Genomic DNA, 25,199 nt, shown 5'->3' with positions numbered 1-25,199 from the left:
TAAGCTCCAATGCTGCTGAAATCCCGGGCGGTCATGCGGACCAGCCCGTGAGCTTCAGCACGAATGCAACGATGACGACCATGGCGAGCGAGATCGGGAGGAAGACCTTCCAGCCGAGACGCATGAGCTGGTCGTAGCGGTAGCGCGGCACGAAGGCCTTCACCATCGCGAACATGAAGAAGACGAAGAGCGCCTTCAGGACGAACCAGACGATGCCCGGGACCCAGTTGAGGAACCAGACGTCCACCGGCGGCAGCCAGCCGCCGAGGAAGAGGATCGTCGTCAGGGCGCACATCAGGCAGATGGCGGCATATTCACCGAGCATGAACATCATGTACGGGGTCGAGCCATATTCGACCATGAAGCCGGCGACGAGTTCGGATTCGGCTTCGGGAAGGTCGAAGGGCGGGCGGTTCGTCTCGGCGAGCGCCGAGATGAAGAACACCACGAACATCGGGAACAGCGCCAGCCAGTGCCAGTCGAGGAAGGACGGCGGCAGGCCGAGGCGCGTACCGAGGCCGTCATGCTGGGCATTGACGATGTCGGACAGGTTCAGCGAGCCGACGCAGAGCAGGACGGTGACGATGACGAAGCCGATGGAGACTTCGTAGGACACCATCTGCGCGGCCGAGCGCAGCGCGCCGAGGAACGGGTACTTCGAGTTCGAAGCCCAGCCGCCCATGATGATGCCGTACACTTCGAGCGAGGAGATCGCGAAGATGTAGAGGATGCCGACATTGATGTTGGCGATCATCCAGCCGTCATTGACCGGCACGACCGCCCAGGTGGCGAGCGCCAGCGTCACGGAGACGAGCGGGGCGAGCAGGAAGATCGCCTTGTTGGCGCTGGCCGGAATCACCGGCTCCTTGAAGACGAACTTCAGAAGGTCGGCGAAGGACTGCAGCAGGCCGAAGGGTCCGACGACGTTCGGACCGCGGCGAAGCTGCACGGCAGCCCAGATCTTGCGGTCGGCCAGCAGGATGAAGGCGATGGAGACCAGGAGCAGCACCAGAAGCAGGAGCGACTGGGCCACGATGATCACGCCAGGCCAGACATAGGTCGAAATGAAAGCGTCCATAATGCTTTATCCCTTCGCGCTCATTCCGCCGCGACTTTGAAATTGTTGCGGGCCAGAGCCGAGCATTCGGCCATGACCGCGGAGGCGCGCGCTATCGGGTTCGTCAAATAGAAGTCTTTGACCGGAGACGCAAACCCGGAATTCGCCATCGTCCCGCCTTTTTTCGCAAGGGCGGAGAGATCGGCGATATCGCCGGCTGCAATCTCGTCGATCGCGGCGAAATGCGGATGCGCCGCATAGAGCTTCGCGCGCAGCTCGGCGAGCGAATCGAAGGGCAGCTTCTTGCCGAGCACGTCGGAAAGTGCGCGCAGGATCGCCCAGTCCTCGCGGGCATCGCCCGGCGCGAAGCCGGCGCGGTTGCCCATCTGGACGCGGCCTTCGGTGTTGACCCAGGTGCCCGACTTCTCGGTATAGGTCGCGCCCGGCAGGATGACGTCGGCGACATGCGCCGCGTTGTCGCCGTGCGAGCCGATATAGACCGTGAAGGCAGTCTTCCTGGAGAAGTCCATCTCGTCGGCGCCGAGCAGGAAGAGCACGTCCGTACCCGTCAGCATGTCGGCTGCCGTCTTGCCGCCCTCGCCCGGCACGAAGCCGAGGTCGAGGCCGCCGACGCGCGAGGCCGCCGTATGGAGGACGGCGAGGCCGTTCCAGTCCGCCTTCACCGCACCGACCTTTTCCGCGAGCGCAGAGACGGCCGAGAGAACGGCAAGGCCATCGGCGCGCGACAGCGCGCCCTGGCCGACGATGATCATCGGGCGCTCGGCCTTCTTGAGCTTGGCGGCGAACTTGACCGAACCGTCAATGAGGCCGGAGAGCGTGTCCGTGCCGGCGCCGAGATATTCGTAGCCGTAGCGCAGTTCGCCCTCTTCGCCGATCACGCCGATCGGGAAGTTGTCCATGCGCCAGCGCTTGCGGATGCGGGCGTTGAGCACGGCCGCTTCCAGGCGCGGGTTGGAGCCGACGATGAGCAGCGCGTCAGCCTGCTCGATGCCTTCGATGGTCGGGTTGAAGAGGTAGCTGGCACGGCCGAGCGACGGATCGAGCACCGAACCGTCCTGGCGGCAGTCGACATTCTTCGAGCCGAGCGCGGTCATCAGTTCGCGCAGCGCATAGATTTCCTCGACGGAGGCGAGGTCGCCGGCGATGGCGCCGATGCGGTCGCCCGCCTTGCCGGCAACGGCGGCCTTGACGGCGCCGAAGGCTTCCGCCCAGCTTGCCGGCTGGAGGCGGCCATCCTTGCGGACATAGGGGCGGTCGAGACGCTGGGTCTTCAGGCCATCCCAGATGTAGCGGGTCTTGTCGGAGATCCACTCCTCGTTGATCTCTTCATTGACGCGCGGCAGGATGCGCATGACTTCGCGGCCGCGCGTATCGACGCGGATGGCCGAGCCGACCGCGTCCATGACGTCGATGGATTCCGTCTTGTTCAGTTCCCACGGGCGGGCCGTGAAAGCGAAGGGCTTGGAGGTCAGCGCGCCGACCGGGCAAAGGTCGACCACGTTGCCCTGAAGCTCCGACGTCATCGCCTGCTCGAGATAGGTGGTGATCTCGGCATCCTCGCCACGGCCGATCAGGCCGAGCTCGGTGATGCCGGCGACTTCCGTCGTGAAGCGGACGCAGCGCGTGCAGTGGATGCAGCGGTTCATGACCGTCTTGACGAGCGGGCCGATATACTTGTCCTCGACCGCGCGCTTGTTCTCGGCATAGCGCGAACTGTCGATGCCGAAGGCCATCGCCTGGTCCTGCAGGTCGCATTCGCCGCCCTGGTCGCAGATCGGGCAATCCAACGGGTGGTTGATGAGCAGGAATTCCATCACGCCTTCGCGCGCCTTCTTGACCATCGGCGTGGTCGTGAAGACTTCCGGCGGCTCGCCGTTCGGGCCGGGACGCAGGTCGCGCACGCCCATGGCGCAGGAAGCAGCCGGCTTCGGCGGGCCGCCCTTCACCTCGACGAGGCACATGCGGCAGTTGCCGGCAACCGACAGCCGCTCGTGGAAACAGAAGCGCGGAACTTCGGCACCCGCCTCCTCGCACGCCTGAAGCAGCGTGAAGTGATCCGGGACTTCAATTTCTTTTCCGTCGACTATCAGCTTTGCCATATCTCAATCCCGCTTCTGACGCGGGGAATCCCGCGTCCTGCCAGCGCCATTCTCCGGCTTCCGTTCCGGGCGTTCGCCCTTCCCTTCGGCCTTTGTTCCATCTGCCGGTTCCGGCGGGCCTAGCCCCTGCCCTTCGCCAGCGTCCTTGCCTGCTCCACCCAGCCGTCGCGGGCGATGCGCCCGCCGAGACCGAGTTCGGCTTCGATCCTTGCGACATCCGCGTCCGTCAGGGCCGCGATGTCGGCGTAGCGCTTGAGCCCCATGCCGTTCAGCACCTGCTCCAGCTTCGGCCCGATGCCCGAAATCGCCTTCAGGTCATCGGCCTTCCCGGCTTTGGCCGCCGGCGCCCTACGCACCGGTTTGGCTTCCGCCGTCTTCGGCGTCGCGCTCTTCTCGCGCGCCACCTTGACCTTCGGTTCCGCCGCTGGCGTTTCCGTCTTCGGAACCACCCGCAGCTCCGGCTTCGCCTTCACCGGCGCCGCCGTCTCTTTCGCGGCTTCGGCCTCGGCGGCGAGTTCCGCCGCCTCGTCCAGCATTGCCTTCGTCCGCTCCGCCGCGCTCTGCATCACGCCCAGCATCGCCCCGGCCATCTGGCCCGCAATGCCGAAGCCGATCGCGGTCGTGGCGGCCATCGCCGCCATCGGATGCGCCATCAGCGGATGCAGCGGCATGTCCGGCATCTGCTTCAGCCACGGCGACAGCCCGAACGGATCGTCGCCGGCAGCTTCAGCCGGCGGGACATGGGTCGCATTCGCATCCTGTCCAACCGGCTTCGTCATCGTCCTACTCCGCGGCTTCCAGCACCGCGCCATGCGCCATGGCATTGGCGGTGTACTGGTCGATACGCGCCTCGATTTCGGGGCGGAAGTTGCGGATGAGGCCCTGGATCGGCCAGGCCGCGGCGTCGCCGAGCGCGCAGATCGTGTGGCCCTCGATCTGCTTCGTCACGTCGAAGAGCATGTCGATCTCACGCTTCTGCGCGTTACCGCGCACCATGCGCTCCATGACGCGCATCATCCAGCCCGTGCCTTCGCGGCAGGGCGTGCACTGGCCGCAGCTCTCGTGCTTGAAGAAGGCCGAGATGCGCCAGATCGCCTTGATGATGTCCGTCGAGCGATCCATGATGATCATGCCGCCGGTGCCGAAGGAGGACTTCACCTCGCGCAGGCCGTCGAAGTCGAGCGTGACGTTCATCATGTCCTCGGCCTTGACGACCGGGCACGATGCACCGCCGGGGATGACGGCGAGCAGGTTGTCCCAGCCGCCGCGAATGCCGCCGCCGTGCTTCTCGACCATTTCACGGAAGGAGATGCCCATGCTCTCTTCGACCGTGCACGGCTTGTTGACGTGGCCGGACATCATGAACAGCTTGGTGCCGACATTGTTCGGGCGGCCGAAGCTGGAGAACCAGCTTGCGCCGCGGCGCAGGATCGTCGGCGTGACGGCGATGGACTCGACGTTGTTGACGGTCGTCGGGCAGCCGTAGAGGCCCATATTCGCCGGGAACGGCGGCTTGAGGCGCGGCTGGCCCTTCTTGCCTTCGAGGCTTTCGAGCAGCGCGGTCTCTTCACCGCAGATGTAGGCGCCGGCGCCGTGGTGAACGTAGATGTCGATATCGTAGCCGAGCTTGTTGTTCTTGCCGAGCAGGCCGGCCTCGTAGCACTCGTCGATGGCAGCCTGGAGCGCTTCACGCTCGCGGATGAACTCGCCGCGCACGTAGATATAGGCCGCATGCGCGCCCATGGCGAAGGAGGCGACGACGCAGCCTTCGATCAGCGTGTGCGGATCGTGGCGCAGGATATCGCGGTCCTTGCAGGTGCCGGGCTCGGATTCGTCGGCATTGACGACGAGGTAATGCGGACGGCCGTCGGATTCCTTCGGCATGAAGGACCACTTGAGGCCGGTCGGGAAGCCGGCGCCGCCACGACCGCGCAGGCCCGAGGCCTTGACCTCGTTGATGATCCAGTCACGGCCCTTTTCGAGCAGCTGCTTGGTGCCGTCCCAATGGCCGCGAGCCATGGCGCCCTTCAGCGACTTGTCCTTGGTGCCGTAGATATTGGTGAAGATGCGATCCTGGTCTTTAAGCATGATTCACCCCTTTACCGCGGCTTCTTGCCGAAGACGCGGATGTATTCCGCTTCACCGCCCTTGGCGAGCGCCTTGGCCTGCTTGACCCAGTCGTCGCGCTCGATGCGGCCCTTGAAATTCAGATAGAGATCGACCCACTCGCGCTCCGCCTTCTTCCATCCCGCGACTTGCGCGAAGGTGAAGATGCCGAGCTCGTGCAGCGTGCCCTCGATCTTCGGGCCGACGCCGGAAATGAGCTTGAGGTCATCGAGCGTTGCCGGGCGTTCGATGCCGGCCGGACGATTCTTGTCTTCCAGCGAAGGCTTGCCGACAGCGGCCGCGATCGGCTGCTTGGCGCTCGCATCGCCGCCTTCGGCACGCGTGTCGCCCTTCGCCTTGGTGTTGGCGGCAGCGTCCGTCTTGGCGGTCGCCGGCGTCTTCAGCTTCGGATTGGTCTCGTCGGCGTCCGTCTTGGCGCGGGCGGCGTTCGACGGGGGAACGCTGACGCTGTCCTCGTCGACCTTCTTGGCGCGCGTCGTGGTCTTCTTCGCAGCCGGTTCCGGTTCGTTCAGGCTGGTGAGGCCACCGGCCGGCGCGGAATAGATGCGGTCGATCTGCGTGCCCGGCGTGACGTCGGCGCCCTTGCCGGCGTCGAAACGGTCGATGATGTGCTCGAGCTGCGTCGGCGTCAGGTCTTCATAGCTGTCCTTGAAGATCATGATCATGGGCGCATTCACGCAAGCGCCCTGACACTCGACCTCTTCCCAGGAAAGCGTGCCGCTCTCGTTGAGGTGGAAGGGCTCGGCGTGGATGCGCTTCTTGCAGACGTTGATCAGGTCTTCCGCGCCGCGCAGCATGCAGGGCGTCGTGCCGCAGACCTGGACATGGGCGCGCGTGCCGACCGGCAGCAGCTGGAACTGGGTGTAGAAGGTCGCCACTTCCAGCACGCGGATATAGGCCATGTCGAGCATGTCGGCGACATATTCGATGGCCGCCTTGGTGACCCAGCCGTCCTGCTCCTGCGCCCGCATCAGCAGCGGAATGACCGCCGATTGCTGGCGGCCCTTCGGATACTTGTTGATCGTGGCCTTGGCCCAGGCCGCATTCTCCTTGGAGAAGGCGAAGCTGGCGGGCTGGACATTGTCATCGGCTAGTCGACGAACGGACATTCTGTAACGCCTTGTCTCAGTTAATCTGCCGGCGCCGCATTTCCGCCGTGTCGGCGAAAGCGCGGGCGTGGGCCGGCGTGTCGTTCTGAAGGAATACGAAAGCACAGCCTGCGGACGCACCACCCCGAGCACCGGCCTCAGCGAAGGCGGCGGCAGTCGGGATCGCGGCGGTCACGGCAAGGGCTGCGTTCGGCATCAGCGGTCAACCTCGCCGAACACGATGTCGAGGGAACCCAGGATCGCCGAAACGTCGGCGAGCTGGTGGCCGCGACAGATGAAGTCCATGGCCTGCAGGTGGGCATAACCCGGGGCGCGGATCTTGCAGCGATAGGGCTTGTTGGTGCCGTCGGCGACGACATAGACGCCGAACTCGCCCTTCGGCGCTTCCACGGCCGCGTACACTTCACCGGCCGGCACATGATAGCCTTCCGTGTAGAGCTTGAAGTGATGGATGAGCGCTTCCATCGAACGCTTCATCTGGCCGCGCTTCGGCGGAACCATCTTGCCGTCGATGGAGGAGACCGGGCCGACCTTGGCGTCGCCGAGCAGGCGGTCGACGCACTGGCGCATGATCTTCGCCGATTCACGCATTTCGATCATGCGGATGACGTAACGGTCGTAGCAGTCGCCGTTCTTGCCGATCGGAATGTCGAAGTCGAGGTCGGAATAGCACTCGTAGGGCTGCGAGCGACGCAGGTCCCAGGCCGCGCCCGAACCGCGCACCATCACGCCCGAGAAGCCCCAGGCCCAGCAATCTTCCAGCTTCACGACGCCGATATCGACGTTGCGCTGCTTGAAGATACGGTTGCCGGTCAAGAGCTCGTCGATGTCGTCGACGGTCTTCAGGAACGGATCGATCCACTTGCCGATGTCTTCCACCAGTTCGTGCGGCAGGTCCTGGTGGACGCCGCCCGGGCGGATATAGGCCGAGTGCATGCGCGCGCCGCAGGCACGCTCGTAGAACACCATCAGCTTCTCGCGCTCCTCGAAGCCCCAGAGCGGCGGCGTCAGCGCGCCGACGTCCATGGCCTGCGTGGTGACGTTAAGGAGGTGCGAGAGGATACGGCCGATTTCCGAATAGAGCACACGGATGAGCTGGCCACGGATCGGAACCTCGGTGCCGGTCAGCTTCTCGACGGCGAGCGCGAAGGCATGCTCCTGGTTCATCGGCGCCACGTAGTCGAGGCGGTCGAAATAGGGCACGGCCTGAAGATAGGTCTTCGTCTCGATCAGCTTCTCGGTGCCGCGATGCAGCAGGCCGATATGCGGGTCGACGCGCTCGACGATTTCGCCGTCGAGTTCGAGGACAAGACGCAGAACCCCGTGCGCCGCAGGGTGCTGCGGGCCGAAGTTGATGTTGAAGTTGCGAACGTTGTGCTCGTTCATGCCGCTTGCTCCAGAGGCCGGCGCCCTAGCGGGTCGCCCGACCCAAAATCAGTTCGTCTTCGCCTTCTCGTCGCCCGGCAGCACGTAATCCGTGCCTTCCCAGGGAGAGAGGAAGTCGAAGTTGCGGAATTCCTGCTTCAGCTCGACAGGCTCGTACACGACACGCTTGACCTCGTCGTCATAACGCACTTCCACGAAGCCGGTCGTCGGGAAGTCCTTGCGCAGCGGATGCCCCTCGAAACCGTAGTCGGTGAGGATGCGGCGCAGGTCCGGATGGCCGGTGAAGAGGATGCCGTACATGTCGTAGGCTTCGCGCTCGAACCAGTCGGCGCCCGGATAGACCGGGCAGGCGGACGGAACCGGCTGGTCCTCGCCGGTCGCGACCTTGACGCGGATGCGCAGGTTCTGGCGCGGCGACAGGAGGTGATAGACCACGTCGAAGCGCTCGGCGCGGGCCGGCCAGTCCACGCCGCAGATGTCGACGAGGTTGACGAAGCCGCACTGCACGTCGTCGCGCAGGAAGGTCAGAAGCTCGACGACGCGGGCGCCGTCCGTCTTCAGGGTGAGTTCGCCAAAGGCGATATCGGCGGAGGCGACGAGACCGCCGGCCGCTTCGCCGATATGGGAGGAAAGCTCCTGGAGGGCTTCGCTCATCGTGTCAGTCCCCTGCCCTTAACGTTCGATCGTACCGGTCCGGCGGATCTTCTTCTGCAGCAGGAGCACGCCGTAGAGGAGCGCTTCCGCCGTGGGAGGACAGCCTGGTACATAGATGTCGACCGGCACCACGCGGTCACAGCCGCGCACCACCGAATAGGAATAGTGATAGTAGCCACCGCCATTGGCGCAGGACCCCATCGAGATGACGTAGCGCGGCTCGGGCATCTGGTCGTAGACCTTGCGGAGCGCGGGGGCCATCTTGTTGGTCAGCGTGCCGGCGACGATCATGACGTCCGACTGGCGCGGCGAGGCGCGCGGCGCGAAGCCGAAGCGCTCGACGTCGTAACGCGGCATCGAGAGCTGCATCATCTCGACGGCGCAGCACGCCAGACCAAAGGTCATCCACATCAGCGAGCCGGTGCGGGCCCAGGTGATGAGTTCATCCGTGGAGGTGACAAGAAAGCCCTTGTCGGCGAGCTCGTTGTTGATCTCGCCGAAGAAGGCGTCGTTGCTGCCGACGGGCTTGCCCGTGTTGGGATCGATGATCCCCTTGGGCTGCGGCGCGACGAGCGTGTTGTTCGTATGAGCTACTCCCATTCGAGTGCTCCCTTCTTCCATTCATAGATGAAGCCGATGGTCAGGACACCGAGGAAGACCATCATGGACCAGAAGCCGAACCAGCCCATGTCGCCGAACGAAACGGCCCAGGGGAAGAGGAAGGCGACTTCCAGGTCGAAGATGATGAAGAGGATCGATACCAGATAGAAGCGGATATCGAATTTCATGCGCGCATCGTCGAACGCATTGAAGCCGCACTCGTAAGCGGAGAGCTTTTCCGAATCGGGGGCCTTGTATGCGACGGCGAACGGCGCGACCAGCAAGGCAATGCCGATCACGAGTGCGATACCGATGAAGATGGCGATCGGGATATAGGAACCGAGAAGTTCAGTCATTGGCGTCCATCCTGCCTGCTCGTGGCGCCGGAGAGACGCCTGATGGTCGAAGACCTGCAAGCCGATAAAGTATGTTGCAACGCCACGTCGTTAGCGCAGTGAGCGTCCCCGCGCAAGGCTTTGTCCGGCTTTCGCCGCAATCATTGTGTTCTTTTCCCTGTCGCTCCGAAGGCCGGGGACGGGCCTTTTTAAATCGTTACGATTCGATGAAAGGCGGAGCGCGGGACGTTTCGCCGCAGCCGCGGCGGAAAAGCCCGCCGCGGCCCCGCCCTTCCCTCAGTTCGCATTGAGATTGAGCATGGGGATCGAGCCGCCCGGCAGCATGGTGCGCGGCAGTTGCCCGTCCCATTTTTCCGCCTGCGTCAGCGAGACGAGGCCGGGATTGTCGCGTAGCGCATCGCCGCGCAGCTTGATGGCGCCGGCTTCCGCCTCCCCGCGCAGCTTGATCGCTTCCGCCTCGGCCTGCGCGGCCAGCCGCACGGCGTCGGCCTGGGCCTGCGCTTCGGCGCGGCGGGCATCGGCCTGGGCCCGCGCCTGCGTCACGGTGATCTCCGCCTGCACCTTCTCGCGCTCGGCGTTCTGGCGCAGGCGCTGTACCTCGACCTCCGCCAGCATGCGCTGCTCGATGCTCGCCTCGTAGGCATCGGAGAAGTCGATGTTCTCGATCTGCACGCTATCTATGATGACGGGGCCGGAAACGCCTTCCTGGATCGCCGTCGCCACCTCCGCATTGAGCCGCCCGCGCTCCTGGATGGCCGTCACCGCATTGAAGCGGCCGAAGACCGTCTTCGTTTCCTCGAAGACCTTGCGCTCGATGAGGCGCGACATCAGCCCGTCCTCGCCGCCATAGGTCGCGTAGACGTCCTGCACGCGATCGGCCGGGATGCGGTAGTTCACGGAAAGGCGGATATCGGCCGGCTGCTGGTCGCGGCTATAGGCCTCCATCTTCTCGTAGACGACGGCCTTGGACTGCACGGAGATCCGCACGACCGAATCGATCAGCGGCAGCTTGAAGCCGAGGCCCGGCTCCGCGGTGCCCGCGACGGCGCCGTAGCGCAGGATGACCCCGCGCTCACCCTGGTCGATGGTGTACCACGAACCGAACAGGATGCTGAGCGCCACGAGCGCGGCAAGGCCCGTCAAGGCTATGGTGACATTACGCATGCAAATCCCCTCTCTTCGCTCGGCAAGCTATACGAAGACGGGAATGCGGCCAGAAACATTCGGCGCGACGGGAAGAATTTCCACGAAAATGTGCCTCATGCGATGCATGAGGAAACGACGACAATGGCCTGAAAGGAAAGAAATGGCGCGAGTGACGGGGCTCGAACCCGCGACCTCCGGCGTGACAGGCCGGCACTCTAACCGACTGAGCTACACCCGCGCATCTTTGTGGCCTTGCGGCCCCGAATGATCGTCCGGTCCTTCGAGTGGCGCGAGTGACGGGGCTCGAACCCGCGACCTCCGGCGTGACAGGCCGGCACTCTAACCGACTGAGCTACACCCGCATTCCTCGAAAGCGACCGGATGACGAAGCATCCGTCCCGAGCGACCTGAGCCGTTCGATGAGCGGCTAACTACGGGGTTCGGGTTTGGGTGTCAAGCAGGTTTCAAGACAAAAGAATGACGCGTCGCGAAATGTTTCCACACCCTTGCCCATCTTCATGGGGCCGTTCAAAAAAATGCAAAAAACTTTGCGATTGCCTCTTGCGGTTCGATCCGGTTCCGCATAGATCACAGCCACCAACGCGGCGGGCGATTAGCTCAGTTGGTAGAGCGCCTCGTTTACACCGAGGATGTCGGGAGTTCGAGTCTCTCATCGCCCACCAAGCTTTTTCGTGCAAGGCTCTGTTTTTACAGGGCCTTTTGCTTTTTCAGGGATAGTCAAACCCCTCACCTTCCCTCTTTCAGCGCCCGTTGATTCCATTGAGAAACTTCTTTCGCTTCCCCCACCCTTTTGAGAAGCAAAATAGGGCCGCAGCGATGGATCAACTCAACGAATCGCTACCCCTCTCAGACACCGCCACTTCGATGTAGCGGAGGAGACGCAACGGTGGGGGGCGGCTTACACCGCCCCGAAATGCTATGCAGCTCTAAGTGTGCCCCGCCTCTTTTTGCACTTGCGATACCAGACGTTGGCTAGCGCCTTCCAGTGCGGCATCCGATGCGTCTCGGCGAACCGTTTCGCGTCTTCCTCCGCCGTATAGAGGAGGTCAATAATCGCCGAGGTAATATCCTCGCCGGACACATGGCCAGCGAACTCGGAATCTGTCAGCAGGAATTCTACCGCTTTTATATGAGTAGCAGTAATCAGGCCTCGCTCGGCGTCTGCGATGATTTCAAGAACCTGCCGCGCCATTATTCTGCCGCGACGAGCGATCAGTCCTTCAATCTGCTTGACTGCAATGGTCTGACGGGACCCGTCACTGATCTGAGAATTTGGCGCCCGCAGTAGCCTCACATTCGCCGCCTTGCACGTTAGCTCTAGCGTAAGCGCGTCCTCGTCTCCGGCAGCTACAGCTGCCTGGTGGAGTTGTAAACTCGTAACACCAAGATTTTGAGTATTCTGCCCGATGAAAGCTTTCGCTTGGGCTACCGTGTCATCAGCCTCAACGATCATCACCGGAATAGTTTCAACGTGAGGATTTGAGGCTGCAGCAATGGCGGTATGCTGGCCATCCAGCACTTTAAGGACGGTCTGCCCTTCGTGATCAGCGTATGCACATATCGGTGGCTTGAACCTCGCCCAATCGAAGCCCTCCACAATCCTACGAATTTGCCTTAGGCCTCGCTCACCGATGTCCCTTTGATATGCAGGATCTACAAAGAGCTGTTCTGGCCGGATGATTTCGAAGATCGGCATACCTGTAGACGGCACCGCGGGGATCAACCCACTTATGCTGACCGGCGTAATAGTTCGCACATTGTCTTGCATTTCCTCTCCTCTCTAAGTTTCGACGAGAGGCTATGCGCATGACCTTCTAGGCGTCCAAGCGGGATCGATATCGTGCTTTCTCCGCGGATAACATCCACATGCTCCGCCCCACTTTGAACCGATACCTGGAACAAGGCAGCGACCACTCGACAACCTCAGATCGATCTGCTTTGATCGAAGCGCAATTCTGGGGGATACAATGAAATTCAAATACATCGCTGCCGCGCTCGCCGCGGCTGCTGCGACTTCCTGCGCAAAACGGCCTGATGCAATCGTGCCTGCCGACATTCCCATGGCCGCCTATACCGGTCAAACCTGCCCTGCCCTTCAAACGGAACTAGCAAAGGAAAAGGCAGCCCTATCCGCGGTCTCGAAACAGCAACACGACGCAGCTAATGGCGATGCCTTCGGCGTGTTCTTGATCGGCGTGCCGATGTCGAGCACATTCGGCGGCGACAAAGAAGGACAGGTTGCCGTGGCTAAAGGGAAGGTTCAAGCGATTGAGAATGCCATGAAGAGCAAGGGATGTGGGGCGTAGGTAGTACCTCGCCGAGTTCAACGGGAGAAGGCTTATGACATCGAACAATGCAGATTTGATAAGCGACGATGAACTTTCCAGTCGCGAGAAGAGCATATTCGACTATCCCGAGTACCGCGTATTCTACTTTGAAAGCGGCACATCCGCAGAGAAATGGGTAGACTCGATAAACGGACGCGCGCTCGTATCGCTAGGCGGTGGCAACTCTCTTCACTACTTCCGAATCGAAGCCCGCGGAGGCCACCAGTTCTCCACACGATACGACTGCGTCTATAGGCAAGCAGGCCCCGAGATCGATGAGAAAGCGGAAGGCGTGAACGGAGTAGCGTGTCCGAACCTTCCGAACTTGTCGGACGGCAGATACATCAAGCGATTTGGCGCCGCGCTGATCTACAATTCGTCCAGCCGCCCCTTCTCGATCGCCTACCGTGGCTGGATTTCTCAACACAAGAACCCAGGCATGCGCGTACCTGACCCTAGCGAAGGCTGGTGGTATACCGGGATTGGTGCGAAATGTGGGACAGCTGAGCATGAGCATTGGATTACGGCTATGGAGTTCCGCGCGAGTCCAGGGATCGCTTAATCGCCTGGAGAACTTTCTGCCAGGCACATCGCCAGACGTAAGGGGACGACGCATTGATGGGATGAGCGGGGCCGAGGCCCCGCAACCCAATTTACACCAGTTTCTGCAGCCGGTTTTTGCGATCGCTTTCTATTGCGCCACGGATCGTTGTCGCTGCAATCCTAGTTTCAGTCTTGCACGCTATATACCCGTGTGCATCCTGATCCTCGATGCGCTCGACCGCGAGCGCTTCCGATGCCATCGTGTAAGCCAGTTCGGAAAGCGACATGTGGTCACGCAGGCTCGCCTTGGGATGGAGCTTCTTCGACACTTTCAGCTCTTTAGCCGTACCTCCAAGCAGATGCTTGTAGAGTTCGTTGGTGCAGTTCGCATACTCCACGCCAGCCTTAACACCACGCTGGTTGAGTGTGTCCGTGTAGGTGCGACGAACCCGCTTGCCAATTTCGCGGCTTTTCTCGAACGCTTCGTCTCGGCGCCGCTTGTTCTCCCTGATTTCGTCGTGAAGCGTCTCATCCCCCTTCTTGAATCGAAGGAAGACGTCACGGATTTCGACTGCAAGTCCCGGGGACAGATATGACGCATATCCCAGCGCGAGGTTTTCGTGAGCCCAAGTCCCACCATCCGCGCCACGCTTAGTGTAAACTATTGATTTCGTTTCCTCTTTTGTCCAAAGGCGGGATTTTCCCGTGTTTTTCTTTAGAAGGACGACATATTCCTTTGCGTAGGAGTCCAGACGCATCCAATCTGCGGGGGTTTGGTTCTTCGAAAAACCAGCGGCACGGTGAATGTCGTTCAAACACACGAGGCCATTGCTATCGACCCGAATACGGGACTGCTTGAAAAGCATCACTTTCATTTCCGCCATAAGACATAAACCTTTCGTTATGTCGTTATGCGGAGGCCAGCAACTCTTGACATCCAAAAATTAATGAATACATGGACACCATGTGATCACATAGCCTGCCGCAAGGTTGGTACTTCAGGCCCGGATGGTGCGCTAACACCATCCGGGCCGCTCTATTTTTGATTTGCAGATGCAAATCTCGGATCATATCGGTGGTTGATCTGCCTTATTCAAGGCAAGCGGTAACGTTTTCTTTACCGATCATTGATTTTCCGGAACCTCGCCGCTAGCCCGCCCTCACCGGCGGGCTTTTTCATATCGAGATGGTCCGATCCCAAACAGGGGCTGATCCGACAATATCGCGAATGATCTGCCGCGCCCTAACAGCCGCGGCAGGTGTTGCTCTTCCACTCAGGATGATCGCCTGGGCAGTGTAGGTAATCTCGATCTGGCATTGAGAGCAGATATCATCATAGGCGATAGCCGCAGCCAGAGATGCACGGAGTCCCGCGCTGGCGGGGCCAGCGCTGAAATCCATTGCCATGTCCCTTGAACTCCTGCCGGCTTTTATCCGGCGATAGCTTGTTTAGAGACAACGGAAATTGGGAGTGAAGGTTCCGGCCACCCTTCCAACATTACCCTCAGGGCAAGAATCCGTCGCCAGATTGGTTGACTCTACCCCGAAACGGAACATATTGAGAACAAACCGGCGCTGCCGGTCACCCATCATAGACCCGAAATTGACGCCGACTGTGGCATCTCACAGGAGAACGACGACGTGCGCCCGCTCGAAATGCAAAACCCCGAGTCTCAAAACGAAATCGATGAAGCGCTGGCTTGGCACGATGGAGACGCCCGCGCTGCGATCGCCACGCTCCTCGCCGATTGTGCTTACCTGCGCTGGCAGCTTGCGATAGCCCGCAGAGCGATGGGCGCCGGTTTCACCCGCGGCTGGCGACCTCACCTTGAGCGCGAGTGAAACAGATGGACATAATAGAAGATGCTTGGGAAGGTAGTGCCGATGGCCACCTGCTTTAATCGGTCGAGCCGGGACCACGGGAGCAAGGATATGTTTCACCAGGAATTGAACGCACATTTCAGAAGTTCGCCAGGCAGAATAATATGTCTCGTGACGAGGCGTTGGCATTCATCGTGCGCGACTGGCTGATGGGACAAAGTCTGCACTCGCTGGCTGACGACCTGGACCCGGAGGAAATACCAGCATCCCTCCTGACGGGCTTGAACGAAGGCGCTGACCAAGATCGGCGCTGAGTTCGAAGGTGACCAGCGAGTAGATTTAACGGAGGGGAAAATGAAGCTGGCGCCAGAGATTGAAGACGCCTTGGACCGCTTTGCCTTGGAGCAGGACCTCACGCGCGAGGAGGCGTTTGCGGTTATCGCTGAGGATTGGTTGATCGGGCAAGGGTATCTCCGCGCGGATGAGGGTGATGAGGAGACAACAGAGCCGGTTCAAAACTGAGCTTGATGCGTGCGACAGGCTTCTTGTTGGCCCTGAGTTCCTAATGACGGATTTACGGAGTTGCCAAGCCGACAAAACTAACGCAACGTTCGCCGCGATTTGGAGAGCACGTCATGGCACATCGTACTAAGGATGAAGCGCAGTTGCGGATGGCGATGGGCGTTGCGCGCGTTGCCATGCGCCAAGGCCTCGAACCGTCAGAAGGCGTGAAACTGCTCAGAGAGTATTTTGCCACGGTACAGGCGTTAGAGAGCTCTCCTCCGGCCGGAGCTTGTCAGCAGTCAGAAGTGACGAGAACGCGCCGCCTTTCCGAATAGTCCTACCCTACCGGGTTTTTGTTCGAACCTCCGCCTTCACCATGCCGCAGTCTATCTGGTCGGAATGCAACATGGCCATCTCGATCATGTACGCGAGTTGCCAATCGCTGGCCTCCGCCTGTGACCTGAGTTCACGCAACATTTGCGTGATGTAGCTTCCGGATTTCCTCCCCGTTGTGCCTTCGCTCGCTACGAGCGATTGTTTGGGCCGTGCGTCCATGATGAACCCCCTCAAGGTTACGATCTGCAACTCAAACGATAGCTCAGCTGTGACATCAATCAATTCGAATAAATGAACGATGACATTTCACACGCAATAATTGGAGTTCTTTACTCAACACAACCAGTTCATCGGGCGCGAAACGAGAGCGAATTTTTGCTCGACTCCTCCACCGCCAGCATTAAAATGGGTCTCAATAACTGAGGGGTCTTTGCCATGACGCACCAGATCGGTTATTGTCTCCTCATTGGCATCTGCACCGCGGCGCTCTTGTGGCTCGCGTGGGCCTTTATCTAAGGCTTGTTCCGGCCGCCGTCGCTTCCCTCTACGCCCCAGCCCATCCGTCGACAGAGTTCTTCTCCGGCGCGAACGGCCTCCCCGCGAGAGCCATAGGGACCATTCAGGTAGTAGGAAGCCCCTCGGAATACGACCAGCGCGCTCTTTCCGACCACATCGAACATGATCTGCATGTCAGGTTCATACTTCACGGGTTTGATGCCTTCCTGCCCGAGTTGGGGCGAACGCGCCCGTTTGACCAGCAGAGCTGGTGCGTTTCTGGTCAGTGAAAATGGCTGTGATCGGGGCGTCCCCCCCCCCCCCGAACTGGCTGTGAACAATCTGATCGGGGTATTGTTCCGAGACAGACCCTACCACGACACTCACTGCCAATGGAACAAAATTACATAAGGCTAGTTTGAAGCGATCTCGCTCCGGTCCCGAGCGAGCTCTTGGGAGAGGCGAGCCTTCTTGGCTATGGGAAGGTTCGTCTCTTTTTTCACCGCGTATCGACAGCCACTCCAGGGAGTATCTGCTGACGGCTTTCCTCGGATCGCAGAACATGCCATCTGTAGGCGCCCGAAAGGGCGCGGGTGCCTTGGGAGAGCCAAAATCTTCAAGGCGCAGGTCCGGGGGCTTGTTCGGCGGCGCGACTCCCCTGTTGCGTCGCCGCCCGTCGGAACAATTTTCGCGCGCGCCCGTTCTGAAACGCCACTCTACTTAGTTCAGCCTTTTGCCCCGCCTCGCGCGGGGCGCTTTATATAGCGTGAGGTTTGAGATGGACCCGGGCAGATGGAATGAGCCGGTCACGTTCGAGACGCAGCGGCTCGGGCAGTACCGCACCGTAACCAGCACGGAGGAGGCAGCACGCGCCCTGCTCACGGATTGGCCTGTGCAATCCGGCCACGCCTTCATGAAAGCGCAGAAAGCTTGCCTGGCGGTGCTGGAGGGACGGAAGAAGCCGGCCGACGCGCGAGAGGCTTTCCTGAAGGCGGCGGATGAGCCTGAGGTATTTGTCAGGTGAGCATGACGAGTGTCACCGGCCTCCAGGGAACGCGGCCTTAACCGCTTCACCGGCCAGACTGGTGACATTGACATTGTCCATGTCGTCATCCCGGAAGCGTCGGAATGCACCGATCAAGACCACTATCGTAATCGCAGTGATGGACGTAATTGGCGCCAAGAACATGACGATCGCGACGGACTGCGGAACCGTGATCAAAGAGCCCCAGAAATAACTGTGCACGGTATGCCATACTGTGACACCCATAAAAATCATCGTCACAACCGCAAGTCCAAAAGCCGTGTAACGCATACGTATACGCTGCCGCACTTCGCTAATCAGTAGCCCGCGGTGCGTGGATTCGTCACTGAGGCGGGCGCTGTCTCCCTCCAGTTCAAGTCTCGCAATCCGCCGCTCCAACTCCGACACGGCGTCGTGCGCCAGCGTCAGGTCTTCCGTTGGCGGCGGAATGCTCTCTTCAACCATTAGCGGCCTGACGACGTTTCATTTCATAATGCGGTCTAATCAGGTCATCGGGGATAGGCGCGAAATACCCCCACCTACGGGTAGCCTGATCCCAAGGACCATTCTGTTCGTGCGTCAAATCTGACAACTGCATTGCCGACAGGCGGCCGTACCCATTGTAGATTTGCTCCAAGAGGTCGTTGTCGTTCGCCGACATTGGCAGCGATGTTACGGGAACCGGTATCGCTGCTTCGATGCCTTGCTGACGGAAGGCGTTGTATACATCTGGAATAACCGGCCCATACTTCCAAGCCTCAATTTTATTTATGATGAGCGGAGACCGCCGCATTTCCAGGTGCCAGCCGTGCGCAATATACACAAGCTTTAGCAACTGCATAATGGACAGCCGACGGCCATCACGCGCAGCGCGCGTCACGAACCAGTTGGCTATTTGTCGTGCGTCGTACATCTAACCCTCCTGTTCGCTGATGTGATTCTGCATTGCTTAGATAGGTACGCTTAACACGATTACACAGATAATGTCTTTAATCGTCGTTACGTTCCTCTACTAGCGGCCTCCACTCAGTCCGTGCGCGTGATCAAACCTGCTTGGCCTCCAAGGTGGCAAGCGACCGCATGATAGCCTTCTGGTCGTCGCGCATCTCCTTCAGCGTGTCGTCGGTGCGCTTCATGTGGCTGTCGAGATCCACACGTCGAACATAGCCGTTCGCCATGTCGTCGCGCACCCGGTTGACGCGCTCGTGGAGCTGGTCGTCTCCGGCCTTGATCTGTTCGACCACATTGTCGAGGCGGGTATTGACGGCGTGCAGGGCCGTGATGGCGATGCCGGCGACGGCGAGGACCACGCCCACCGCCGTACCAATAAGCCACTGGAGATCGCTCACAGTCATTTCTTGCACCCCGCGTCCTGCTGGCATTGCCGATTGTTCGAATTGATCGCCGGCCCGGCCGTGGTGTCGTCTGCCGCCAGCCGGGCCGCTTGGGCGTCGGAGAAGCGCACCATCTGGTAGCCGCTCCCGTTAATCGCAGCCGGCGTCTGGCAGCCGGCTATCGCGCATAAGCACAAGGCAGCGATCACGAGACGGCAAAGAGCGAAAGGTCGCATTGTTCTTCTCCAGTTCCTGAATGCGGTTGATGGCCTCGACGGCGGCGATGGCGGCTGTCTCCTGCCGCGCTTCCCTCTTGCCGAGGTAATGGGCGGCCGGGGCGACGAGCAGCGCGCCGAGAGCAAAGCCCCCGGCGATCTTGGCGGCGTCGACGAGGCCGATCATGCCTCGAACTCCGCCTTGAGCTCCTTGACCGCCTTCGCCAGGTCGAAGCGGCGTTTGATGGCATAGGCGGCGAACAGAGCGACGATGACGACGATAGCGAGCTGCACGCGGTAATCCTGAAAGACGGCAAGCAGCGGCACGAGGACGGTCGTGATGATCCACTGCCAAACCGTCTTCGACTTCATGGGCGACTGCTCCAGCTCGCCCGGATCGGCCACCACCGGCTTTTCAACGATAACCGGCTTCGGCTTGGCGGCCGCCACGTCGGCGCGCGCGGTGGCGAGCACCTGATCGAGAACCGCCTCGATCTTCTCCGGCTTCACCAGCGCCTTGTTCAGGCCGTCGCCGGCATAGAAGGACTGGCCGCGCTCCACGTCGCGATGCTTGCCCCGCGTGGCGATGAGGACAGGGAACGACGCCCATTCCTGCGCCAGCCTCTTGCCGAACTCGGTGCGGGTGAGCTTGCCGGCTACGAAAAGCTCGTAGCCGCGGCGCAGGAGGAGCGCATAGCCGAGCTGATCTTGAAACGCGGGCGTGAAGACGTCGTCCCCACTGATCGACGGGTTTTCCTTGGCGAGGTCGATCAGGGTTGCCCGCATGCACTGGTAGCCGCCGGCCGCGCTGGAGCCGAAATTCTTCGACCACCCACGCTGGGCGTCGATGATGTCGCCATAGGTCATGGACGTGAGCGGTTTCGGCAGACGGTCCTGCTTGTTGTTGTAGATGACGTCATAGGACGCGCGGTCGTCCCGGCCGACTTCAGTCTTTCGAATGAAGGCGAGCAGGATCGCCGCGCCACGAGGAATGGTGCGATTCATGATGTTTCTCCAGATTGAAGATGGTGAGGCGCTATTCCCGCGCCTTGCTCCGCGTTCGCGTCAGCACCCACCAGGCCGCCGTCGCGAAGGTCATGATCAGCCCCATGAGAGGGCCGCCAGCGCTCGCCGCCACGCATGCGCAGAGCTTGATATGCGTGGTGAGCGTCACGACGCCAGCATCAAAGGCGGCGTCGTGATCGAGGCAACAATGCAGCCATTCGCTGCCGGTCCCGCCGAGCCATGCCGGCCAGCCATCGAACCAGAAGGTGCAGCGGCCGTCACTCATCGCCGCCGACCCCGAAAGCGGCATCGACCGCCGCGAAGGTGGTAACTTCGCCGGCCGCGATGCCGGCCTGTACCGCCGCCTCGGTGGCGAACGCCATCCGGACATGCAGTCGCACCGCATCGGACAGCGAGACGAACTCGGCATTGCTCAGAAGCCGAAATTCGCCGTCAGCGAACTTCCATCCATCCGGATCGTCCCTGACGCCCTCGGAAATGGCCAGGCGCTCGGCGATGATCTTCGATTGGCTCTCACGGTCGCTATGGACCAGGACCCCGTTCCAGATCGCGCCGCCAGTCTCGATCCGCCAGCGCAGGTCCGATGCATAAGCCACGAGCTCGTCGACTGTGATCGGCGGCGGCGGCGGCGGGGAAAACTCGCCGGTGTGAGCATCGTAGAGATCGCCAATTCCGGCTGTATCCGATGCGACGAGCGTTGCCCCCTCAATCTCGAACCCCTCAGGCGCTAGGATGGTGTTGATGACGACACCGTTTTCGATAACAGCGTGCCTCATCCGATCACCCTCACTTTCACACGGCCTGCGCCGCCCGGCTGCCCGCGTCCACCGCCACCGCCCGGAACTTCACCGGCTGTATTGGTGCCGCCGCCATTTCCGCCGAAATTGCTAAGACCGCCGACCGTTCCGATACCGCCGCCGCCGCCGCCGTAATTTGCAAAGTTATTGGCAGCTCCAGCGCCACCGCCGAAATCCCAACCATCAGAACTACCAGTACCGGCACTTCTTCCGCCTCCGGCCCCGCCACCACCATTGGCACCCGGGGTGGTTCCGTTAGCGTTACCGCCATGCCCACCGGCACCAAACATACCGCCACCGCCGCCGTGGCCACCGCCACCACCGCCCGACGATGTGCCTTGACCACCACCGCCGCCGCCATAGGCGACAACGTAAGAGCCGAATGAGGAATTGCCGCCGTTAGTTGATCCTGTACCACCTATGCCGCCAGCGCCGACGCTAACGCTAACAACAGATGTAACGTCGGCGGCTCTCAAAATTTTGTAATTATAAGAGCCGCCGCCGCCGAAACCGCCACCCGATGCGCCTAAACCGCCGCCGCCGCCAGCGCCCCATACTTCGACGAATACGATTGCTTCTGCGGACAGTCCTTCCGGCTTTGTCCAATTCCCCGATACATCGAACTGTTGGAAGTCGATGTTCGCACCGCCACCGCTCTCATTGCTGGCGACGGACAGGATACGGAATTCTCCGCCGAGGAAGACCACATAATAGGCCGTACCGGCGCTGAAGTCCCCGGCCGCAAGAGCTTCACCGCCAGCCTTCACCAGATCGTAATAGGGGTTGGTCGCCCCGACCCGAAGCCGGCAAGGCCCGGTATTGGTTGCGCTCGGCTGGATGAAAAAGCCCATGCCCGCGACCACGTCCGCGTCGAGCACGGGGTCAACGGTGATCGTGTAGTCATTCGCGCTGTTCACAACCGAAGTCGGCTTCAGCGCCATGGAATCAAAGAGCATGCCCACTTTGGCCGCGACGGCGTCCATATAGTCGGGACCGGTTACCGGCCCAGGCGAAAGGGATGTCGGAAGCTTGCGATCCGCCATTTCTCATTCCTTCAGTTTTTGGGGTTTTCAAGCCGCCCAGATCTGCGGCGCTTCGTCGACGGCGGTGATGTTCGCCGTCAGGTCTTTTCCGTTGGAGACTTCGGTAACAATAAGGCGCTTCGTCTCGCGCCCCGCCAGGCCGACCACCACAAGGCAACCCTCCCCGATCTCGGCAATCAGCGGGCCGCCATCGAACGGAGAGCCGGCCGTCTCGTCATTCGGAACCGGCGTTTCGAACATCAGCGTGCCCGTCTCGCCGGCGGCGTTCGAAAGCGCGTGGACGGATAGCGCGCCATCCGTGCGACGGATCGCTATGCCGGTGTGAAGCCCGACGTCCAGCATATCCGGCACGGCAAGCATGTTGGCGACAGCCAGCATGTCGGGCGCGTTCTTTACCTCGATCCTCGTATCGAGGACGATCCCGATCACGTTGTCCCCCGTGCCGTCGAGCAGCACCGATTTGACGCGGCCATAGCCATAGTGACGCGCGAGGATGTCGTGCCCGACAGCGATGAGGGAGCCGCGCCGGCAGACGATGGCCTCGGCCGGCGAGGTCCAGCTATAGAACGTCGCGCGGTGCTCGGCTTGGGCGAGATCGAAGCTTGCGCGCTTGATGATCTTCGCCTCGGACACAAAGCCGTCGAAAGAAACCTGCTCCGTGCGCGCATCGGTGCCTTCCGCGCCCTTGCGATATACGACGATCTGTTTCGAGGAGTAATCAACGTCCTCGTCGCGGTAGTTCACACGGAAACCGGCCGGCACCCGGGCAAAGGCCTTCTTCCAGCCAAAGCCCGCCATGTTTCGCGGCGAGAACACCTGCACCGGCGCTTCTTCCGATCGGTCATAGTCCCGAACGATTCCATAGAATTCGGATTGATACGGTCGGGCGTAACCGCAGGAGGCGATGATGCGCAGGAGATCCTGCAAGCCATCGCCTTCCGCCACCATATCGCAGGTAAAATCCCCGTCGATGCACGCTTGCCGCCATTCAAGAAGGCCGTCGAGATCGATGATATCCTCGGGGACCGGGTCGAAGTTGAGCGGCCCGGTCAGAACGTCGAGGAAGTGCGGCGCCGGGTTCGGGGTCGTGATGAGATCGTGCCAGCCCGTACCGTCCCAATCGCGTACATAGCCCGAGGCCTTCACCGACAGACGGCCGATAGAACGATTCCGGGCCTTGAGGGCGATAAGGGCAAGATTCTTCTGGTTGACCGGGTACTGCATGCGGATCGAGACGATGCGGCGGATCTGTATCCGGTCGAGCAGCCCCTCGCGTGTCAGCGGCAAGGTGCCGCTGGCCGTTGCCCCATAGAAGTCCAGGATATTGCCGCTGTAGACATAGGTATCGGAGTTGAACAGATTGTCACGGATGGTTGCGCCCCGGATGATCTCAATCTCGTAGATGCCGGCCGGCCAGTCCTCTGCAGAAAGGAAGACCGAAACCGTGTCGGCCGAGAGCAGAACATTGCGCACGTTCGTCGTAAGATTGGTACCGTTGCGATAGATATCCCCTCCGGGCCCGGCCGAGAAATAGTCATCGGCGAACCAATCGTCGCCAAGCGGCAGGACATTCTGGCCCGGCACCTTCTTACGCGCCTCGATAAAGCCGCGACCTGTGGGCGGCAGGATCAAGGTGCCGTCGAATGCCTTGCCGAAGAAGAATTTCACCTGAACGCGCCGCTGCGCCTGGGTGGCATCCATATAGTGCAGTTCCGGCAGATACCGCCAGTCAGGATCGCCACGGCGGCGCATGCGGATGCGGATCGGAATTCGGAGCTTCTGCGCTTGGTCCTGCTGTCGCGTCAGGCCGGCGATGAAGAAGTGCACCCATGCCTCGTCAGGGCTGTCTGCGGTCGCCATGCCGTGCCAGACAGGAAGAGGAGCGGCGAAAAGCGCCAGGTCTTCCGCGTCCGTGCCATGCACCGACATTTCGGTGTTGAGATCATAGGTGCGCCCCTGCCGGCGCGTCAGCTCAAGCCGACGTTCGCCGGGAAGGCCCTCGCGCGTTTCGATCACGAGGTCACTATCGACCTTCGACATATCCCATGTCGTGTCGCCGAGACGGATATCCTCCAGCTTGTGCGGGCCGGCAAGGACGTGCACCGCCTCGACAAACTCGTCCTGCCCGATCAACTCGACAATCGGCTCAAAGGCGAAGGGAGGAAACACGCGTCGAGTGCCAATGACGCGCGGAATGGCGGCGTTAGGCTCCAGTACATTGCCGGAAACGCCGGCCGGCTCCAACTCAATGGCATCGCTCTTGTTTTGCTGCTGACTGCGCACCGGAGGAGAGGACAGCGCACCAATCACAAGCGAGCCGACGATACCGATGGACGCGGCGAGGATCTTGGCGCCGATGGAGCCGGCGGCAATCCCGAGGCTTGGAATGCCCACCGTAGCGATACCGGCCGTGACGAAGGACAGCGCGAGCGCGGCGACCAGACCAAAGATGCCCTTGCGGCCACCGCCGCGGCCACCCTGCGGCGCATAGTGAAAGGTGACCCCAACGATGACTTCCGACGTCGAAGCCTTCGGCCTGACGAGCTGCCAAAGCGCGCGCGGCACCTCGGCGCCGTTGACCATCACCGCGCCGTGCTCGTCGAAGTCGGTCGGCAGGCACTCCATCGCCTCGACGATCTGCGCCACCGTCACGCCCGGTTTCCAGAGAGCAACCTCCGGCGAGCCGAGCTTGAACGGTTCCCGCCATACGGCGAGGACATGACCTTCACACTGCTGCATCAGGCACCATCCGGTGGCGCCGGAAGCAGGCCACCCGTTCGCGGATTGAAAAATGGTTGAGCGGGACGATCACCGCGGCACTCGCCTCCTCAACATGAAGGATGCCGAGCGGGCCACCGTTGCGCACCGGAAGCAGAACGCCGACATGGCAGACAAGGCGCGATCCATGGTGGCGCATCACGCAGACGTCATAGGCCTGCAACGCTCCGGGGTCCGCAGCGCGCCAGACTTCATCATCCTTGCCGACGTCGATCTCGCGGCTCACCTTCATCAAGGCATGCGCGTCGATCTCGCCATAAGACGGAAGGTCAATGCCGAGATCGGCGGCATAGACCAGCCGGACAAGACCCCAACAGTCCGCGCCGGCCATGTTGCGCCCCTTGCTGACGAAGGGCACGCCGACATAGGTCATCGCCGAC

General features: G+C 61.3%; 31 protein-coding genes and 3 tRNA genes. 8 read left to right on the top strand and 26 right to left on the bottom strand.

The window, feature by feature from the left end; genetic code table 11:
• Positions 1-31: 31 nt before the first annotated feature.
• The 12 genes from nuoH to ACZ48C_RS05780 form a co-directional block, all read right to left on the bottom strand.
• Positions 32-1,078 carry an NADH-quinone oxidoreductase subunit NuoH gene (nuoH, locus tag ACZ48C_RS05835; RefSeq protein ID WP_119258705.1) on the bottom strand — a complete coding sequence of 349 codons (1,047 nt, stop codon included), beginning with the start codon at positions 1,076-1,078 and terminating at the stop codon, positions 32-34.
• A gap of 20 nt (positions 1,079-1,098) precedes the next feature.
• A complete protein-coding gene (nuoG, locus tag ACZ48C_RS05830; RefSeq protein ID WP_119258706.1) occupies positions 1,099-3,177 on the bottom strand; it encodes an NADH-quinone oxidoreductase subunit NuoG in 2,079 nt (692 codons plus the stop codon).
• Between the two features lie 119 nt (positions 3,178-3,296).
• Positions 3,297-3,956 (bottom strand): NADH:ubiquinone oxidoreductase, encoded by a 660-nt coding sequence (locus tag ACZ48C_RS05825; protein WP_464782486.1) that lies wholly within the window; start codon positions 3,954-3,956, stop codon positions 3,297-3,299.
• A gap of 4 nt (positions 3,957-3,960) precedes the next feature.
• Positions 3,961-5,265: an NADH-quinone oxidoreductase subunit NuoF gene (gene nuoF, locus ACZ48C_RS05820; RefSeq protein ID WP_464782485.1), complete on the bottom strand. Its 1,305-nt coding sequence runs from the start codon at positions 5,263-5,265 to the stop codon at positions 3,961-3,963.
• An 11-nt stretch (positions 5,266-5,276) separates the two neighbouring features.
• Complete coding sequence (locus ACZ48C_RS05815) at positions 5,277-6,413, bottom strand: NADH-quinone oxidoreductase subunit E (RefSeq protein ID WP_464782484.1); 1,137 nt, start codon at positions 6,411-6,413, stop codon at positions 5,277-5,279.
• A 195-nt stretch (positions 6,414-6,608) separates the two neighbouring features.
• Positions 6,609-7,799, bottom strand: a complete 1,191-nt coding sequence (locus ACZ48C_RS05810; RefSeq protein WP_160784761.1) for an NADH-quinone oxidoreductase subunit D — start codon at positions 7,797-7,799, stop codon at positions 6,609-6,611.
• Between the two features lie 48 nt (positions 7,800-7,847).
• A complete protein-coding gene (locus tag ACZ48C_RS05805) occupies positions 7,848-8,453 on the bottom strand; it encodes an NADH-quinone oxidoreductase subunit C (RefSeq protein WP_119258710.1) in 606 nt (201 codons plus the stop codon).
• 18 nt (positions 8,454-8,471) lie between these two features.
• Positions 8,472-9,053, bottom strand: a complete 582-nt coding sequence (locus tag ACZ48C_RS05800; protein WP_119258711.1) for a NuoB/complex I 20 kDa subunit family protein — start codon at positions 9,051-9,053, stop codon at positions 8,472-8,474.
• Positions 9,044-9,409, bottom strand: a complete 366-nt coding sequence (locus ACZ48C_RS05795) for an NADH-quinone oxidoreductase subunit A (protein WP_119258712.1) — start codon at positions 9,407-9,409, stop codon at positions 9,044-9,046. Before ACZ48C_RS05795 ends, ACZ48C_RS05800 begins: the two co-directional genes overlap by 10 nt.
• Before the next feature lie 276 nt (positions 9,410-9,685).
• A complete protein-coding gene (locus ACZ48C_RS05790; protein WP_464782483.1) occupies positions 9,686-10,573 on the bottom strand; it encodes a prohibitin family protein in 888 nt (295 codons plus the stop codon).
• Positions 10,574-10,716: 143 nt separating this feature from the next.
• Positions 10,717-10,793, bottom strand: a tRNA-Asp gene (locus ACZ48C_RS05785).
• A gap of 47 nt (positions 10,794-10,840) precedes the next feature.
• Positions 10,841-10,917: transfer RNA gene (locus tag ACZ48C_RS05780), tRNA-Asp, on the bottom strand.
• Positions 10,918-11,162: 245 nt separating this feature from the next.
• Here ACZ48C_RS05780 and ACZ48C_RS05775 point away from each other — a divergent pair.
• Positions 11,163-11,238, top strand: a tRNA-Val gene (locus ACZ48C_RS05775).
• Between the two features lie 254 nt (positions 11,239-11,492).
• On the opposite strand, the gene ACZ48C_RS05770 is transcribed toward ACZ48C_RS05775, so the two are convergent.
• Positions 11,493-12,344 carry a hypothetical protein gene (locus tag ACZ48C_RS05770; protein ID WP_464782482.1) on the bottom strand — a complete coding sequence of 284 codons (852 nt, stop codon included), beginning with the start codon at positions 12,342-12,344 and terminating at the stop codon, positions 11,493-11,495.
• Positions 12,345-12,543: 199 nt separating this feature from the next.
• On the opposite strand from ACZ48C_RS05770, the gene ACZ48C_RS05765 reads away from it, so the two are divergent.
• Complete coding sequence (locus ACZ48C_RS05765) at positions 12,544-12,882, top strand: hypothetical protein (RefSeq protein ID WP_464782481.1); 339 nt, start codon at positions 12,544-12,546, stop codon at positions 12,880-12,882.
• A 34-nt stretch (positions 12,883-12,916) separates the two neighbouring features.
• On the top strand, positions 12,917-13,465 hold the full coding sequence (locus ACZ48C_RS05760) for a hypothetical protein (RefSeq protein ID WP_464782480.1): 549 nt from the start codon (positions 12,917-12,919) through the stop codon (positions 13,463-13,465).
• Between the two features lie 91 nt (positions 13,466-13,556).
• Here ACZ48C_RS05760 and ACZ48C_RS05755 read toward each other — a convergent pair whose 3' ends face one another.
• Entirely contained in the window at positions 13,557-14,312 is a 756-nt protein-coding gene (locus ACZ48C_RS05755; protein ID WP_464782479.1) for a KilA-N domain-containing protein, read from the bottom strand.
• Positions 14,313-14,622: 310 nt separating this feature from the next.
• On the bottom strand, positions 14,623-14,853 hold the full coding sequence (locus ACZ48C_RS05750; RefSeq protein ID WP_464782478.1) for a hypothetical protein: 231 nt from the start codon (positions 14,851-14,853) through the stop codon (positions 14,623-14,625).
• Positions 14,854-15,087: 234 nt separating this feature from the next.
• Here ACZ48C_RS05750 and ACZ48C_RS05745 point away from each other — a divergent pair, with 234 nt between their 5' ends.
• The 4 genes from ACZ48C_RS05745 to ACZ48C_RS05730 all read left to right on the top strand — a co-directional run bounded on the left by ACZ48C_RS05745 (position 15,088) and on the right by ACZ48C_RS05730 (position 16,106).
• A complete protein-coding gene (locus ACZ48C_RS05745) occupies positions 15,088-15,288 on the top strand; it encodes a dehydrogenase (protein ID WP_464782477.1) in 201 nt (66 codons plus the stop codon).
• A 143-nt stretch (positions 15,289-15,431) separates the two neighbouring features.
• The gene (locus tag ACZ48C_RS05740) at positions 15,432-15,581 is read left to right on the top strand and encodes a hypothetical protein (protein ID WP_464782476.1); all 150 of its coding nucleotides are present in this window, start codon (positions 15,432-15,434) and stop codon (positions 15,579-15,581) included.
• A gap of 40 nt (positions 15,582-15,621) precedes the next feature.
• Positions 15,622-15,789 carry a hypothetical protein gene (locus ACZ48C_RS05735; RefSeq protein ID WP_464782475.1) on the top strand — a complete coding sequence of 56 codons (168 nt, stop codon included), beginning with the start codon at positions 15,622-15,624 and terminating at the stop codon, positions 15,787-15,789.
• Positions 15,790-15,902: 113 nt separating this feature from the next.
• A complete protein-coding gene (locus ACZ48C_RS05730) occupies positions 15,903-16,106 on the top strand; it encodes a hypothetical protein (protein ID WP_464782474.1) in 204 nt (67 codons plus the stop codon).
• Positions 16,107-16,113: 7 nt separating this feature from the next.
• Here ACZ48C_RS05730 and ACZ48C_RS05725 read toward each other — a convergent pair whose 3' ends face one another.
• Complete coding sequence (locus ACZ48C_RS05725; protein ID WP_464782473.1) at positions 16,114-16,326, bottom strand: hypothetical protein; 213 nt, start codon at positions 16,324-16,326, stop codon at positions 16,114-16,116.
• 1,054 nt (positions 16,327-17,380) lie between these two features.
• Between ACZ48C_RS05725 and ACZ48C_RS05720 the strand changes: the two genes are divergently transcribed.
• Positions 17,381-17,626: a DUF982 domain-containing protein gene (locus tag ACZ48C_RS05720; RefSeq protein WP_464782472.1), complete on the top strand. Its 246-nt coding sequence runs from the start codon at positions 17,381-17,383 to the stop codon at positions 17,624-17,626.
• Between the two features lie 12 nt (positions 17,627-17,638).
• On the opposite strand, the gene ACZ48C_RS05715 is transcribed toward ACZ48C_RS05720, so the two are convergent.
• The 10 genes from ACZ48C_RS05715 to ACZ48C_RS05670 form a co-directional block, all read right to left on the bottom strand.
• Entirely contained in the window at positions 17,639-18,091 is a 453-nt protein-coding gene (locus tag ACZ48C_RS05715) for a hypothetical protein (protein ID WP_464782471.1), read from the bottom strand.
• Positions 18,084-18,539, bottom strand: coding sequence for a Panacea domain-containing protein (locus ACZ48C_RS05710; protein ID WP_464782470.1), 456 nt, complete (start codon positions 18,537-18,539; stop codon positions 18,084-18,086). The genes ACZ48C_RS05715 and ACZ48C_RS05710 overlap by 8 nt, the downstream gene beginning before the upstream one ends.
• A gap of 130 nt (positions 18,540-18,669) precedes the next feature.
• Positions 18,670-18,981, bottom strand: a complete 312-nt coding sequence (locus ACZ48C_RS05705; RefSeq protein ID WP_464782469.1) for a hypothetical protein — start codon at positions 18,979-18,981, stop codon at positions 18,670-18,672.
• Between the two features lie 129 nt (positions 18,982-19,110).
• Complete coding sequence (locus ACZ48C_RS05700) at positions 19,111-19,362, bottom strand: hypothetical protein (RefSeq protein WP_464782468.1); 252 nt, start codon at positions 19,360-19,362, stop codon at positions 19,111-19,113.
• Complete coding sequence (locus ACZ48C_RS05695; protein WP_464782467.1) at positions 19,359-20,180, bottom strand: hypothetical protein; 822 nt, start codon at positions 20,178-20,180, stop codon at positions 19,359-19,361. The genes ACZ48C_RS05700 and ACZ48C_RS05695 overlap by 4 nt, the downstream gene beginning before the upstream one ends.
• A gap of 31 nt (positions 20,181-20,211) precedes the next feature.
• Positions 20,212-20,466, bottom strand: a complete 255-nt coding sequence (locus tag ACZ48C_RS05690; protein WP_464782466.1) for a hypothetical protein — start codon at positions 20,464-20,466, stop codon at positions 20,212-20,214.
• Positions 20,459-20,977 (bottom strand): DUF4376 domain-containing protein, encoded by a 519-nt coding sequence (locus ACZ48C_RS05685; RefSeq protein WP_464782465.1) that lies wholly within the window; start codon positions 20,975-20,977, stop codon positions 20,459-20,461. The genes ACZ48C_RS05690 and ACZ48C_RS05685 overlap by 8 nt, the downstream gene beginning before the upstream one ends.
• Positions 20,974-22,041, bottom strand: a complete 1,068-nt coding sequence (locus tag ACZ48C_RS05680; protein ID WP_464782464.1) for a glycine-rich domain-containing protein — start codon at positions 22,039-22,041, stop codon at positions 20,974-20,976. Before ACZ48C_RS05680 ends, ACZ48C_RS05685 begins: the two co-directional genes overlap by 4 nt.
• Positions 22,042-22,068: 27 nt before the next feature.
• Positions 22,069-24,780, bottom strand: coding sequence for a hypothetical protein (locus tag ACZ48C_RS05675; protein ID WP_464782463.1), 2,712 nt, complete (start codon positions 24,778-24,780; stop codon positions 22,069-22,071).
• Positions 24,767-25,192, bottom strand: coding sequence for an NlpC/P60 family protein (locus tag ACZ48C_RS05670; protein ID WP_464782462.1), 426 nt, complete (start codon positions 25,190-25,192; stop codon positions 24,767-24,769). Before ACZ48C_RS05670 ends, ACZ48C_RS05675 begins: the two co-directional genes overlap by 14 nt.
• Between the last annotated feature and the right edge of the window lie 7 nt (positions 25,193-25,199).

The sequence above is a fragment of the Shinella sp. 1A1 genome (assembly GCF_055379515.1).
This window is presented reverse-complemented; position numbering and strand designations above follow the sequence as displayed.